General features: G+C 70.3%; 13 protein-coding genes and 1 pseudogene. 8 read left to right on the top strand and 6 right to left on the bottom strand.

Translation table 11 applies throughout. The annotated features are described in order from the left end of the window. Nucleotides 1–134: 134 nt before the first annotated feature. From AB0F98_RS15045 to AB0F98_RS15035, 3 genes are read left to right on the top strand one after another with little or no spacing between them, the layout of a single operon-like run. Nucleotides 135–614: a (2Fe-2S)-binding protein gene (locus AB0F98_RS15045; RefSeq protein ID WP_281251414.1), complete on the top strand. Its 480-nt coding sequence runs from the start codon at nucleotides 135–137 to the stop codon at nucleotides 612–614. Beyond that, entirely contained in the window at nucleotides 601–1,596 is a 996-nt protein-coding gene (locus AB0F98_RS15040; protein WP_357734483.1) for a xanthine dehydrogenase family protein subunit M, read from the top strand. The genes AB0F98_RS15045 and AB0F98_RS15040 overlap by 14 nt, the downstream gene beginning before the upstream one ends. Then, nucleotides 1,593–3,830 carry a xanthine dehydrogenase family protein molybdopterin-binding subunit gene (locus AB0F98_RS15035; protein WP_357734480.1) on the top strand — a complete coding sequence of 746 codons (2,238 nt, stop codon included), beginning with the start codon at nucleotides 1,593–1,595 and terminating at the stop codon, nucleotides 3,828–3,830. The genes AB0F98_RS15040 and AB0F98_RS15035 overlap by 4 nt, the downstream gene beginning before the upstream one ends. A gap of 123 nt (nucleotides 3,831–3,953) precedes the next feature. Here AB0F98_RS15035 and asnB read toward each other — a convergent pair whose 3' ends face one another. Next, nucleotides 3,954–5,915, bottom strand: coding sequence for an asparagine synthase (glutamine-hydrolyzing) (gene asnB, locus AB0F98_RS15030; RefSeq protein ID WP_357734478.1), 1,962 nt, complete (start codon nucleotides 5,913–5,915; stop codon nucleotides 3,954–3,956). Between the two features lie 168 nt (nucleotides 5,916–6,083). On the opposite strand from asnB, the gene AB0F98_RS15025 reads away from it, so the two are divergent. Then, nucleotides 6,084–7,565 carry an aminopeptidase P family protein gene (locus AB0F98_RS15025; RefSeq protein ID WP_357734475.1) on the top strand — a complete coding sequence of 494 codons (1,482 nt, stop codon included), beginning with the start codon at nucleotides 6,084–6,086 and terminating at the stop codon, nucleotides 7,563–7,565. A gap of 495 nt (nucleotides 7,566–8,060) precedes the next feature. Next, complete coding sequence (locus tag AB0F98_RS15020) at nucleotides 8,061–10,484, top strand: hypothetical protein (protein WP_357734472.1); 2,424 nt, start codon at nucleotides 8,061–8,063, stop codon at nucleotides 10,482–10,484. Nucleotides 10,485–10,650: 166 nt separating this feature from the next. Here the strand turns inward: AB0F98_RS15020 and AB0F98_RS15015 are convergent. Continuing rightward, nucleotides 10,651–10,885 (bottom strand): annotated as a pseudogene (locus AB0F98_RS15015) (alpha-1,6-glucosidase domain-containing protein); the annotation flags it as partial. 64 nt (nucleotides 10,886–10,949) lie between these two features. Beyond that, nucleotides 10,950–11,288, bottom strand: a complete 339-nt coding sequence (locus AB0F98_RS15010; protein ID WP_357734469.1) for a cellulose binding domain-containing protein — start codon at nucleotides 11,286–11,288, stop codon at nucleotides 10,950–10,952. A gap of 10 nt (nucleotides 11,289–11,298) precedes the next feature. Here AB0F98_RS15010 and AB0F98_RS15005 point away from each other — a divergent pair, with 10 nt between their 5' ends. Both AB0F98_RS15005 and AB0F98_RS15000 read left to right on the top strand, forming a co-directional pair. Beyond that, complete coding sequence (locus AB0F98_RS15005) at nucleotides 11,299–11,559, top strand: hypothetical protein (protein ID WP_357734466.1); 261 nt, start codon at nucleotides 11,299–11,301, stop codon at nucleotides 11,557–11,559. Nucleotides 11,560–11,571: 12 nt separating this feature from the next. After that, nucleotides 11,572–11,715, top strand: a complete 144-nt coding sequence (locus tag AB0F98_RS15000; RefSeq protein WP_357734463.1) for a hypothetical protein — start codon at nucleotides 11,572–11,574, stop codon at nucleotides 11,713–11,715. A 4-nt stretch (nucleotides 11,716–11,719) separates the two neighbouring features. Here AB0F98_RS15000 and AB0F98_RS14995 read toward each other — a convergent pair whose 3' ends face one another. The 3 genes from AB0F98_RS14995 to AB0F98_RS14985 all read right to left on the bottom strand — a co-directional run bounded on the left by AB0F98_RS14995 (nucleotide 11,720) and on the right by AB0F98_RS14985 (nucleotide 13,600). Beyond that, nucleotides 11,720–12,382, bottom strand: coding sequence for a hypothetical protein (locus tag AB0F98_RS14995; RefSeq protein ID WP_357734460.1), 663 nt, complete (start codon nucleotides 12,380–12,382; stop codon nucleotides 11,720–11,722). 107 nt (nucleotides 12,383–12,489) lie between these two features. Beyond that, complete coding sequence (locus AB0F98_RS14990; RefSeq protein WP_357734457.1) at nucleotides 12,490–12,879, bottom strand: hypothetical protein; 390 nt, start codon at nucleotides 12,877–12,879, stop codon at nucleotides 12,490–12,492. 37 nt (nucleotides 12,880–12,916) lie between these two features. Further along, complete coding sequence (locus tag AB0F98_RS14985) at nucleotides 12,917–13,600, bottom strand: hypothetical protein (RefSeq protein WP_357734454.1); 684 nt, start codon at nucleotides 13,598–13,600, stop codon at nucleotides 12,917–12,919. 356 nt (nucleotides 13,601–13,956) lie between these two features. On the opposite strand from AB0F98_RS14985, the gene AB0F98_RS14980 reads away from it, so the two are divergent. Further along, nucleotides 13,957–14,139 carry a hypothetical protein gene (locus AB0F98_RS14980; RefSeq protein WP_139337880.1) on the top strand — a complete coding sequence of 61 codons (183 nt, stop codon included), beginning with the start codon at nucleotides 13,957–13,959 and terminating at the stop codon, nucleotides 14,137–14,139. The last annotated feature ends 3 nt before the right edge of the window (nucleotides 14,140–14,142 follow it).

The following is a 14,142-nucleotide window of genomic DNA, read 5'->3' as shown; positions in this document are numbered from 1 at the left end:
CATGCCTGCCAAAACGTAACGATTCGGAATATATGGTCGGCCCGACGACTAGGGGGTGCGAGTTGGCGAAGTCTCACCAGGCGATCCAGACCGCGCCGGCCCCGGACAGCGCGGTGGTCCGAGGTCCGGACGAGGTGGAGGTCCGCCTGCGGGTGAACGGGACCACCCGGAGGATGTTCATCGAGCCCCGGGTCAGCCTGCTCGATGCGCTTCGCGACCGGCTCGACCTGCACGGCACCAAGAAGGGCTGCAACCAGGGCGCCTGCGGCGCCTGCACGGTCTGGGTGGACCGGCGGCGGGTGCTCGCCTGTCTGACCCTCGCGATCAGCTGCGAGAACCGCGAGATCACCACGATCGAGGGCCTGGCCGAGGGCGACACGCTGCACCCGATGCAGCAGGCGTTCCTGGACGCGGACGCGTTCCAGTGCGGCTACTGCACCCCCGGCCAGATCATGTCCGCCGTCGCGCTGCTCACCGAGGGACACGCCCGTGACGACGACGAGATCAAGGAATGGATGAGCGGAAACCTCTGCCGCTGCGCCGCGTACCCACACATCCGCCGAGCGATCCGGCGGGTCCGGGACGAGCAGGGAGGCGAACGTGCGTCCCATTAGCTATTCGCGGGTCTCGGACGTCGGGACCGCGATCGGCACCGTCGCCGCCGACCCCGACAGCGCCTTCCTGGCCGGCGGCACCACCCAGGTCGACCTGCTGCGCATCTACGTCGAACAGCCCCGCCGCTTGGTGGACATCAACGACCTGCCGTTGAAGCAGGTCGAGGAGCTGCCCGGCGGCGGGCTGCGGCTCGGCGGGCTGGCCCGGATGAGTGACGTGGCCGAGCACCCGACGGTACGCCGGCGCTATCCGATGGTGACCGAATCACTGCTGCTGGGCGCCTCGCCGCAGCTGCGGCACATGGCGAGCGTCGCGGGCAACCTCATGCAGCGGGTTCGGTGCTCATACTTCCGCGACACCGAGGCGTCCTGCAACAAACGCGCACCCGGCACGGGGTGCAGTGCCATGGAGGGAGTCAACCGGGGGCACGCCGTGCTCGGCACGAGCGAGTGCTGCATCGCCACCCATCCGTCCGACCTGGGGGTCGCCCTGATGGCGCTGGACGCGGTGGTGCAGACCGAGGGCCCGGCCGGGCAGCGCAGCATCCCGATCGACGATTTCTACCTGCTGCCGGGGCGGACCCCGGAACGGGAGCACCCACTGACCCACGGCGAGCTGGTGACCGGCATCGACCTGCCACCGCTCCCCGTCGCGGCCCGCTCCCGCTACATCAAGATCCGCGACCGGGAGTCGTACGAGTTCGCGCTCGCCGCGGTCGCGGTGGCCATGTCGGTGGTGGGCGGGCGGATCGCCGAGATCCGCCTGGCCCTCGGCGGGCTGGCGACCAAGCCGTGGCGGGCCCGCGCGGCCGAGCGTGAACTCGACGGCGCCCCGGCGACCACCGAGTCCTTCGCCAGGGCCGCCGAGGCGGAGATGGCGGGCGCGACACCGCACGGGATGAACGCCTTCAAGATCGAGCTGGGCAAGCGGACGATCGTCCGCGCCCTCACCGAGATGGCGGAGCGGGAGGGATCGGCATGAGCCCGGCGATCGGCGCCACCCTGAACCGGGTGGACGGCCGCTACAAAGTACGCGGCGAGTCCCGGTACTCGGCCGAGGTGCCGGTGACCAATCTGGTCCACGCGGTAGTGGTGAACGCGAAGGTGGCCAGCGGGCGGATCACCTCGATCGACACCAGCGCGGCGGAACGCGCCACCGGGGTGCTGGCCGTGCTCACCCACCGCAACCTGGGGCGGGTCGCCAACGTGCCGCGGCTGCTGCCGTCGCTGGCCGGGCTCGCCGCGCCCGGCCAGACGTTCTTCCCGATGCAGGACGAAACCATCCACTACGGCGGCCAGCCGGTCGCCATCGTGGTCGCCGACACCATCGAGCGCGCCGACCACGCCGGCACCCTGATCCGCATCGAGTACGAGACCACGCCCGCGACCACCCTGCTCGATCAGGCCCGCGACCGGGCATACGTGCCGGAGCGGATCTTCGGCGGCCTGCTGCCGGGGCAGGGCTCCCGCGGTGACGTGGCGAAGGCCCTGGCCGAGGCGGAGGTACACGTCGACGCCACCTACCGGTTCGCGCCCAACCACCACAACCCGATCGAGATGTCGGCCAGCACCGCGATCTGGGAGGACGTCGACCGGCTGACCATCTACGACTCGACGCAGGGACCGAACGCCGTCCAGCTCACCGTCGCCGAACTGCTCGGCCTGCCGCCGATCTCGATCCGGGTCGTCAGTCACGCCGTGGGCGGCAGTTTCGGCTCCAAGGCGATGGTCTGGCACCACCCGACGCTGGCCGCGCTGGCCGCCCGGCACGTGGGCCGGCCGGTCCGGCTGGTGCTCACCCGGGAGCAGATGTTCACCTCCTGCGGGCACCGTGAGGAGCAGGAGCAGCGGATCACCATCGGCGCCCGCGCCGACGGACGGATCACCGCGCTACGCCATCACAAGATCTCCCTGACCTCGCCATTCGACGACTGGGCCGAGCCGTCGTTGCAGAGCGCGGCGGTGGCGTACCTCAACCCCAACTACGAGGGCATCTACCACCTGGTCCGGGGCAACACCATCACCCCCACCTTCATGCGGGCGCCCGGCGAGGCGAGCGGCATGTTCGCGCTCGAGTGCGCGATGGACGAACTGGCCGAGCGGGTCGGGGTCGACCCGCTGGAGTTGCGGATGCGCAACTACTCGGACACCGACCCGGAGAGCGGGAAACCCTGGTCCAGCAGCGGGCTCCGGGAGTGCCTCCAGCGGGCGGCCGAGCTGTTCGGCTGGCACGACCGGGACCCGCGGCCCGGGTCCCGGCGCGAGGGGCAGTGGCTGATCGGGACCGGCTTGGCCAGCGCGCTCTACCCGGTGACCCAACCGATCAACCCGCAGCGCGCGAGGGCTCGGATCTACAACGACGGCACGGCGGTCATCGAGGCCGGGGTCTCGGAGTTCGGCACCGGCGTCTTCACCGCGATGACCCAGGTCGCCGCCGACGCGCTGGGCCTCCCGGTCGAGCGGGTGCGGTTCGTGGGTGGCAGCAGCGACCTGCCGAACATCACCGCCGCGGTGGGGTCGGCCGGCACCAGTGCGGTGGGCTCCGCCGTGCATGTGACGGCGTGCGAGCTGCGTGACCAGTTGATCCGGCGCGCCGTCGGCGACGACCATTCACCGCTGCACGGTGCCGACCCGGCCAGGGTGGAGGTCCGCGACGGCAAGATGGTGCTGTCGGACCGTCCCGACGTCGGCGAGACGTACTCCGACCTGCTGCACCGCACGATGACGCCGGACGTGGAGGTGCTCGGCACCTGGAACCCGCCGCCGCAGGACGCCGGGTACGGCATCCACACCTTCGGGGCCCAGATGGCCGAGGTGGCGGTGGACGCGGACCTGGGTGTCGTGCGGGTACGCCGGATGGTCGGCGTGTTCGCACCGGGACGGGTTCTCAACCGCAAGCTGGCGCACAGCCAGCTCATGGGCGGAATGCTCTGGGGGCTGGGCCAGGCGCTGCTGGAGGCCACCCGGATGGACCCGCGGCTGGGACGCTGGGCCAACGCCAGCCTCGCCGACTACCTGGTGCCGGTGAACGCGGACGCGCCGGACGTGGTGGTGGACACCATCGAGATGCGGGACGACGTGGTGAACCCCATCGGGATCAAGGGAGTGGGTGAGATCGGCGTGGTGGGCGCGGCCGCCGCCATCGCCAACGCCGTCCACCACGCCACCGGTCGCCGCATGTACGAACTGCCGATCACCCTGGAGAAGCTGCTCTGAAGCCGCGCGGGTTCGAGCCGCGAGATGAGCAGGGGCCTGCGTCGCGGCGGACGCAGACCCCGTGCTCATCGGGTGACGCGGTCCGGACGCCCCGCCGGGGCGGGTCGCCGGGCGCGCGACCCGTCAGCGGACCATCGAGCCGACCACAGGCTTCGTGAGCAGGGCCGACTGGTTGCGCTGGATGCCCGGGTCGAGGGTCTTGGCCACGAAGATGGCGTGCCAGATGCAGAAGATCAACACGGTCCACACCTTGCGGGAGTGGTCCGCCTCCTCCCGCTTGTGCTCGTCGAGCAGGCGCATCGCGTACGACAGGTCGAGCAGGTCACCGGCGCCCGAGGTGGCCAGCACGTGCCGCGCCCACTCGTACATCTCGCCCCGCAGCCAGACCCGCGTCGGGGTCGGGAAGCCCAGCTTCTTCCGGTTGACGATCGCCGGCGGCACCACGCCCTGCAATGCCTGGCGCATCGCGTACTTCGTGGCGTCGGAACGCGGCGGCAGCTTCAGATCCACCGGGATCTTCGCCGCCACGTCGAAGACCTCACGGTCGAGGAAGGGCACCCGCACCTCGAGTGAGTGCGCCATCGAGATCCGGTCGGCCTTCACCAGGATGTCGCCGCGCAGCCAGGTATAGAGGTCGACGTACTGCATCCGGGTGACGTCGTCCAGCTCGGTGCTCTCGGCGTAGATCGGCGCGGTGACGTCGGTGTAACGCACCGAGGGGTCGTACCGGCGCAGCAGGTGCTGCTTCTCCTCCTCGGTGAACATCCGGGCGTTGCCGTAGTACCGCTCCTCCAGCGGAGTGGTGCCACGTTCGAGGAAGCTCTTACCCTTCACCCCCTGCGGGATGGCCTTGGAGACCGCCCGCAGCCCCTTCTGCACACCACCCGGCAGGTTGTTCACCGAGCTCAGCGAGAGCGGCTCCCGGTAGATGGTGTAGCCGCCGAAGAACTCGTCCGCGCCCTCGCCGGAGAGCACCACGGTGACGTGCTCGGCGGCCTTCTTCGCCACGAAGTAGAGCGGCACCAGGGCGGGGTCGGCGACCGGGTCGTCGAGGTGCCAGACGATCTTCGGCAGCGCCTCCATCATGTCCTGCGGCCCGATCTTGGTCGGGATGGTGGTGACGTCGAGGTGCCGCGCCGAATCCTGGGCGACGTCGATCTCCGAGTAGCCGGGCACGTCGTAGCCGACGGTGAAGGTGAGGATGTTCGGGTTGAACTCGCGGGCCAGCGCCACCACGGCGGTCGAGTCGATGCCGCTGGACAGGAACGAGCCGACCGGCACGTCCGAGCGCATGTGCATCCGGACGCTCTCCCGGAGCGTCTCCCGGATCTCGTGGTACAGCTTCTGCTCGTCGGGCACCGGGGCGGGCCGGAACACCGGCCGGTACCAGCGGCGCACCTCGATCCGGCCACCCGGGGTCCAGGTCAGGTACTCCCCCGAACCGATCCGGTGGACCCCCTTGTGCAGGGTGCCCGGCTCGGGGACGTACTGGAGGGTCAGGTAGTGGCTGAGGTTCGCCGCGTCGATACCGGCGTCGCCCTCGTAGTTCGAGTGCGCGAAGGGCAGCAGCGCCTTCTTCTCCGAGGCGAGGTAGAGCCCGTCCGCGGTCTCCAGGTAGTGCAGCGGCTTGATGCCGAAGTAGTCGCGGCCGCCGAAGGCCCGCCGCTCCTGCCGGTCCCAGATGACGAACGCGAACATGCCGCGCAGCCGGGTGAGCACCTGCTCGCCCCAGTAGTGGTAGCCGGCCACGATCACCTCACCGTCGCCGGCCGTGGCGAACTGCGCACCGAAGTCGCGGATCAGCTCGTCCCGGAGCTCGATGTAGTTGTAGATCTCGCCGTTGAAGGTCAGCAGGTAGCGGCCGTTCGCGTACGGCAGCGGCTCGTGACTGGAAGCCACATCGATGATCGCCAGACGCTTGTGCGCGAAGACCGCGTCCGCGTACCGGCCCGACGCGTCGCCCACCAGCTCGACCCCTGTCTCGTCGGGGCCACGGTGGTGCAGGCACTCCAACGCGCCGGCGATGTGGTCGCGGTGCGCGCCGGCGTCACCGCGCGCGCTGAAGAAGGCCAGGAGTCCGCACATGGTCGTCATCTTTTCACGCGCGGAGAAGAGCCGTCGCGGCCGTCCGGCGATCCGGAGGGCCACTCACGCCGCTGCGGGTGGCGGGCCGGTCGCCGCCTCCCGCGGGTTCACGAGCGAACGGGTACGCAGGTACCGTCGGCACCAGGATCCACGCGAGAGGAACACAGCATGACCGAGGAGCGCGCCGCCGAAAAGCCGACGGATGGTACGGAATCACACGATCCGGCCTTCCCGGAGGCGTTTCTGTCCTTCATGCGGCAGGGCTGGCGGGACAGCGAGCTGGCGGTCACCCCCGCCCTCCAGGCACCCAACCACGCCAAGCGCCGGGCCGCCCTCTCGGCCGCCTTCCCAGGCGAGACGCTGGTGATCCCCACCGGGAACGAGAAGGTACGCGCGAACGACACCGCCTACCCGTTCCGGGCCGGCAGCGACTTCGCCTATCTGACCGGCGATCTCGAGCCGGACAGCGTGCTGGTGATGCGGCCGAACGGCTCCGGACACGACGCGACGCTGTACATGCGCCCCCGCTCGTCCCGGCAGACCGACGAGTTCTTCCGCAGCCGACACGGCGAGCTGTGGGTGGGTCGACGGCCGACGCTGACGGAGAAGTCGACCGAGCTCGGTCTGCCCACCGCCGACCTGGCCGAGCTGGACGTGGCCCTCGCCGACCTGGCGCCACGGCGTACCCGGGTGCTGCGCGGTTTCGACTCGCGGGTCGATGCGGCCGTGCGCCCGTACGACGGCCCGCGCTCCGAGGGCCAGCCGGCCCGGGACCACGAGCTGGCCGTCGTGATCTCCGAGCTGAAGCTGGTCAAGGACGAGTGGGAGATCGCGCAGCTCCAGGAGGCGATCGACGCCACCGTACGAGGCTTCGAGGACGTGGCACGGGTCCTCCCCGCCGACCGGGGTGTCTCCGAGCGGCTTCTGGAGGGTGTCTTCGCGCTGCGGGCCCGGCATGACGGCAACGACGTCGGTTACGGCTCGATCGTCGGAGCCGGGGAGCACGCCACCACCCTGCACTGGGTGCACAACCACGGCGCCACCCGTCCGGGTGAGCTGCTGCTGATGGACATGGGCGTGGAGAACCGCAACCTCTACACCGCCGACGTCACCCGGGTGGTGCCGGTGAACGGCCGCTTCACGCCGCTGCAGCGCCAGGTCTACGACATCGTGTACGCGTCGCAGCAGGCCGGCATCGACTTCATCAAGCCGGGAGTCGAGTTCCGCGAGGTCCACCGGACCTGCATGCGGGTGCTCGCCGAGGGCCTGGCCGACCTGGGCCTGCTTCCGGTGAGCGTGGACGAGGCGATGGACGAGAAGTCGACCGTCTACCGTCGCTGGACGCTGCACGGCTTCGGGCACATGCTCGGCATCGACGTGCACGACTGCGCCAACGCCTCGAAGGAGAAGTACCGCGAGGGCACTCTCGGCGAGGGCTACGTGTTGACGGTCGAGCCCGGGCTCTACTTCCAGCCGGATGACGAACTGGTCCCCGAGGAGCTGCGCGGCATCGGCATCCGCATCGAGGACGACGTGCTGGTCACCGCGTCCGGTGCGGTGAACCTCTCGGCCGGCCTGCCGCGGGCGGCCGACGAGGTGGAGACCTGGCTGGCCGCGCAGCGGGAGGCGGGTCCCCGCCTCCCGAGCTGACCCCGCACCCACGACCCCACGGCGGGCCCCGCCGCCGACGTCTGCGACGCATCTCGTCGTCAGGACGCCGGCGGCGGGGCCCGTCGGCGTCGTGGCCTGATCTCGCCCCTCCACGCCGGAGTTGCCCGGCCTGCGGTCCCTCGACCCGAATCTGCCATCTGCAGGGCACCACGAGCCAAGCGTGCCCGATCATCACCCTCGCCCCTCCGGGGTATCCGCGCACGCTTCTCGCCGCCAGCCATGCCCTGGTGGCATCCGTGGGCTCTCCGTCACCGGGCGCGCTCCGAGCACCAGTCGTGCCAGGCATGACTTGGGCGTCCCAACTTCGGCCATCCGCGCCGCACATACCTAATGTGGGGTTATCTCAGGTATGGCCGCATAGTGAAGAACTCTCCCATACGGTGTTGTTCAGCAGCTACAACCGATTTGTAGCGAAGGCCGCCTCGCATGGCGAAGCGACCTTGTCTGGGTACAAGGAGAGGGCAGAGAGCTCCGATGTCCAACCACCTTCGCAAGAACGATGACGCAACTGGCGAGAAGACCTCGCCGTTCCGCCGGCGCCGGCTCTGGCTCGTCACAGGCGTTGCGGGCCTCGCGGGAGCGGTCGGCCTCACAGGCGTCGCGTACGCCACCACCGGGGTGACCGGCGCGCACCGACTGGCTGACGTCAAGTGGTCGACCTCCCAGTTGGTCAGCGACGACGGCAAGGACCAGGCCAAGGACGACAAGGACAAGGACGACAAGGGCAGGGACAAGGACGACCGCGACGAGGTACGGGAGGTGAAGTGCGACGACGATGACCTCGTCGAGGCCCTCGAACTCGCCAACCGTGACGACGGCGGAACCTTGAAGCTGGCCAAGGACTGCACCTACGAGCTCGACCAGCACGACAAGAAGTCCGAAGCGGGCCTGCCGACGATCAAGCAGGAAGTCACCATCGAGGGCAACGGCGCGACGATCAAACGGGAAGCCGAGGAGGGTTTCCGGATCTTCCGGGTCGCCGACGGCGGCAACCTGACCCTGAAGGACGTCACGGTCCGCAACGGCGCCGCCGGCGAAGACCGCAAGGACGACAAGGACAAGGACAAGCACGACAAGGACAAGGAGCCGCCGAAGAAGTGGGTTCCCGGCAACCAGTCCGGGAGCTGGGGCGGGGCTCCGGCCGCGCCCGCCGCTCCCGCTGCGGCTCCGGCCCAGGCTGCGGCACCCGCCCAGGCTGCGGCACCGGCCCAGGCCCCCGCTCCGGCCAAGGCCGCCGCCCCGGCCAAGGCCGCCGCCCCGGCCAACGCTGCCGCCCCGGCCAACGCTGCCGCCCCGGCCAACGCTGCCGCCCCGGCCAACGCTGCCGCTCCGGCCAACGTTGCGGTCGAGGCCGCCGCACCGGCCCAGGCTGCCGCCCCGGCTGCGGCCGAGGCTGCGGCACCGGCCCAGGCTGCCGCCCCAGCTGCGGTCGAGGCTGCGGCACCGGCTGCGGCCGTCAAGGCACCCGCCGCTCCCGCTGCGGCTCCGGCCGCCGCTGCGGCTCCGGCCGCCGCTGCGGCTCCGGCCGCCGCTGCGGCTCCGGCCGCCACGTCCACGAAGCCGGCCGAGGACAAGAAGGAGTGGGACGGCAAGGACAAGCACGACAAGGACGGCAAGGACAAGCACGACGAGGACCGCAAGGACGACAAGGAGCACGAGGGCGACGGCGGTGGCCTGCTGGTCGAACGCGGCGGCGAGGCCCACCTGGTGAACGCCAAGTTCGTCCTCAACAGCGCCGAGAACAACGGCGGCGCCATCGCCAACTTCGGCCGGGTCAAGGCCGAGGGCAGCACCTTCGACAACAACCACGCCGGAGAGGACGGCGGCGCCATCTTCAACGCCGGGGTCCTCGACGTCAAGGGCAGCGACGGCAAGGGCCCTGAGTCCCGCATCAGCAACAACACTGCGGGCAAGGACGGCGGCGGCATCGCCAACGGCCACAGCGACAAGAAGAAGGACGAGCACGACAAGAAGGACGAGCACGACAAGAAGAAGGACGAGCACGGCAACACGAGCCTGACCAGCGGTGGCTGGAACGGCGAGGAGTCCGGCAAGGACAAGGACAAGGACAAGCACGACGAGGACCGCAAGGACGACAGGGCCGGCACCGTCACGATCGAGAAGACTCTCATCGAGGGCAACACCGCCAAGAAGAACGGCGGCGGTCTGTCCAGCAGCGACGGCTTCGTCGAGGTCAGGTGGACGTTCATCAAGAACAACACCGCCGGCGAGAACGGTGGCGGCATCGCCGCCGTCGACACCGTCCTGACGGTCAAGGACAGCTCCGTCGAGAAGAACAAGGCTCACAAGGACGGCGGCGGCATCTACAACGTCAGCAGCGACGACGACAAGAAGCACAACTCCTGGAACGGCAAGGACAAGGACAAGGACGAGGAGGACCGCGCCTCCGCCACCGTCACCGACAGTGAGATCTTCGAGAACAGCGCGGGCCGCTTCGGTGGCGGCATCTTCAACGGCAAGCCGTTCGAGGACAAGGACCAGGACAAGGACTGGCACAACGGCGCCAACATGGCCGGCCCGACCGCCTGGGACACCTCGTGGTGGAAGGACAAGGACGGCGAGGACCGCAAGGACCTCGGTGCCAGCCTGGCCCTGCGCGACACCAAGATCAAGGAGAATTTCGCCGGCAAGAACGGCGGCGGCATCTACAACAACGAAGGCAAGGTGACCCTGACCAACACCAAGGTCACCAAGAACAAGGCCGACAACGGCAACGACCACGACAACGGCAAGGGCAAGGACGGCGACAAGGACCACAAGGGGATCGCCGGCGGCATCTTCAACAAGGATGGGAAGGTCAAGCTCGACGACGACTCGACCATCAGCGACAACGACCCCACCAACTGCGCCAACACTGTCGAGGACTGCTTCAACTGAGCAACGCGACAGCGAAGCAACGACGCAGAAGTTCGGCCCCCTGCCACTCCCGGTGGCAGGGGGCCGACCCGTGCGAACTGACGCTGCACGAAGACCGCCACGCTGCGGGCCGGCACGCGTCCGCACTCCGCAGCCCGGGCAACCGCCCAGTCGCCGCCCGTGGGGTGTCGATCGCCGCGCAATCCGGCAACAGCGCCGGATCGGCCAGCAGTGGCCTTGCGTACGACCACTTGTCCTGGTTCGCCGCCGGAGGCAGGCCGGCACCGAACCCGTTGCCCCGGGTGCAGTCCCAACGGATCTGGTTGAACCAGTCCCCCCGAGTCGTACGAGTTCCGGTCCAGCGACTTCGAACGCGGCCGTTCGGTGCCGGCGGTGACGCAGCCGCTGCCCTGCCCGAACACCAATTGCTGAGGAACGCGACGCCGCGGGCCTACCGCCCGTACCGCAAGTTCGGGGAAAGAGGAGTCAGAGGCCGGCGCAGGTGACGCCGTTGACCGAGCACGCAACCGGGTGGGTGTCTGCCCCCTCCGCGACGAACATGAGTCGCGCCGACGCGCCGGGCGCGAGGTCAACGCCGCTTCTGTAGGTGTAGGGGTTGTCGTCTTCGCTCGGCTCCCCCTGCACGGCGTTCATCACCCAGGCTCTGGTCACGCGACCACCGGAGAACTCCAGCCGTACCTCCCAGCCCTGTGCGCTCCCGGAGACGTTGCTGACCCGCACCTCCCCGATGAAGCCGCCGCTGAAGGTGCTGTTGACCCGGTAGCGGCCGGTCACCGTGGCCGGTGCCGGCGGTGCCGCCGACACCTGCGGCGCGTTGGAGAGCAGCGGGCTCGGGGTGGCCGAGGGCGATCCGGGCGGAGCCGCCGTCGCACTCGACGACGCCGACGCCGACGACGTCGGGGCGGCCGAGGTCAACGAGGGTGTCGGCGTGGACGACATCGACGGTGGACGCGTCCCGCCGGTCGAGTCGGCGGACGCGGAACCGGTCGGCGACGCGGACAGCCAGGGCGGCGTCGGCATCGGCGCTCCGATGTCGAACCCGCGCGGCACCTCCGAATCGGAGCGGCCCCGGTAGGTGCTGAGCACGATGACCAGCAGCACCACCATGACCACCACGCCGGCGAAGACCACGATCCAAGGCGAGGACGCCACGGCCCTGCCATGTCTGCGTCGGGTGCCCCGATCCGTGCCGGACATGTCCCTCCCTCTCCTGGTCGCCCGGGGAGCGTAACGGGTCAGGCGAGGACGCACTCGTCGCCGTTCACCGTGCACGCGCTGAGCTGGTCGCCGCGGCTGAACCGCAGACGCAGTTCGACGCTTCGCCCCTGCGCGAGCGAGCCGTGACCGCGCAGCACGTACCGGCCGTCACCTCGGGGCACGACCCGGACCGGCGCGCCGAAGACCCGCAGGCCCCGGACCCGACCGGTGAAGCTGAGCTCGACCGTCCACTCCTCGGCGTGGCCGGTTTCGTTGCGCAGCACCAGCTCCGCGGCGACCTCGTTCCGGTCGGCGTCCCGCACCCGGTAGGTGGCCGTCAACGCTCCGCCGTCGACCGACGCCGGCTGGTCGGATCGGGGCGCGGACGGGGACCGGGGCGCGGTCGCGGACGGCGACGGGCGTACGGCTCGGGACGGACGTACCGCAGCGCGGGAAGAGCTCGTCCTCAGGGTGGGCGACGCGGCGGTGGAACCGCTCGTCGCCGCCGGCGGAACCGGTGACACCGGCGGGGGCCCCGGGGCGGCAGCCGGTTCCGGCTCACGGACCCGGAAGGACAGCGACGCGACGAGCAGGAGGATCGCCAGGGTGAGCACGCCGAGCAGTACGACGACCCACGGTACGGACGCCACCACCTTGGACGCGGTCCCCGGTTCCGGCGCCCCGGCAGGCCGCACAGGCATGTGTCCCCTCTCCTCGAAGCCGACCCGCAGCGTAGTAAGGCTCGACGGCGAGGGAAACGGCATCTCGACGGAAGGGACCGGCCGTCCGGACGGAAGGCACGCTCCGGTCAGCCGGCACGTACGACGGTACAGATGACCGGGCCGGTGTCGGTGCCGCGCAGCAGGTACCGGTAGCGCTCGCCCGGCACCCGCGCGCCGGCGCTGTCCAGGAACTCCCACTCCACGGCAACCATGGTGAGCAACGCGGAGACCGGTTGCACGTCCTCAATGAGCGCGTGCGCGGCGATCAGCTCCCGTTCCCGGTAGTCCGGTGCCGCACCGATGAAGGAGAGCGCCACCGCCGCCAGCGAGCTGAAGGAGAAGCTGTAGGTGCCGGCGACCACCAGCCCGGGCAGGGCGTAGCAGCCGGCGAGGGCGGGCACGTCGCCCGCGGTCAGCGCCACACCGTACCGGTCGAAGAAGTCGGTCAGCGTATCGAGATCGGTGGAGGCTCTCACAGCGCAAGCAGTTGCCGGTCGTCGCCGTCGCCAAACCTCAACGCGGCGGAACGCGTACCTCGATCTCGGCGCCGAGCCGGGCATTCCCGGCCAGACCGAGGTCGTCGCCGCTCCAGAACCGGCCCGGGTCGTACCAGTTCGGACGCCGGCCGGATGGCAGCAGACCCATCGCCTCGTAGGTCACCGCCACCACCTCGGCGCAGTACGCCGTCTCCAGCGCCCGGTCGGGAATCCTCGCCGACCGGGACGAGCTGCTCCCACCAGCGCGCGACAGCATGTCACGGCCGGGCTGGGGCAGCTGCGGCAGACGGCCACGCAGCCAGCGCCAGGCGAGCTGGGCGGTCGACGGGAACGGAGTGCCGTCGAGCCGGGCGATCGTACGGAGCACCGCCTGCTCCATCTCCGCGCCCGCTGGCGGATCGAGCTGGCGCAGCCAGGCACGCTGCCCGTAGCGGTTGGCCCAGACACGGACGGCGTCCGCCAGGTCGTGCAGCTGCACGCCGCGCTGGTGGCCGCCGGACCACAGATCCGGGAGCGACTTGCCCAGCTCCGCGTGCCACATCAGGGGAGGCATGTCGTCCAGCACCACGGCCATGCCGACATGGTTCACGGGGCTGTTGGTGGTGAGCTGGATGGCTCGGTCCGGCACGCTGCGGCCACGGAACACCCACAGGTCCCCGGTGCGGGCCAGCTCCACCGCCTCGTCGAGGCTGACGCTCATAGGCGCTGAGCCTATGCCGATGTCGCTGCCATGGACATGTTCGACTCGGTTTCGGACGGACGCCAGGCGCATGCTCCGGTGGCCGAGGCCGGACGGGGGACGCGGCATGATGAATCGGCGCTGCCAGCCGGTGGGGCGCGGTCGCCGTCCTCGTCGGCAACGCGGGTGGCACCAGCGGGCCCGGCTGTACCGAGGCGGACGCGGGTGGCACCAGCGGGCCCGGCTGTACCGAGGCGGACGCAACGTGCGGGGACGTCCTGCTCTCGTGCCAACCGGCGCTGGAGGCCACGCCCCGATGGACTCGCCCCGGCCAGTGACGCACCTGCTCGCGACGGCCGGGCGTCTACGCTGGACCGATGCGGCGACGGATGCGGTGGTGGAAGGTGCTCGGATTGGCCGGTCTCGCCGGTGTGGCGGCCACCGGGGTGGTGATCGCGCGCGCCGAGCGGCGCCGCCGCGCGTACACCCCGGAGGAGATCCGGGCACGACTGCTCGCCCGGCACGCGGAGGCCACGGCGCAGGGCGACGACGTCCGCTGAACG

The sequence above is a fragment of the Micromonospora sp. NPDC023737 genome (assembly GCF_040639715.1).
Taxonomy (GTDB): Bacteria; Actinomycetota; Actinomycetes; order Mycobacteriales; family Micromonosporaceae; genus Micromonospora.
This window is presented reverse-complemented; position numbering and strand designations above follow the sequence as displayed.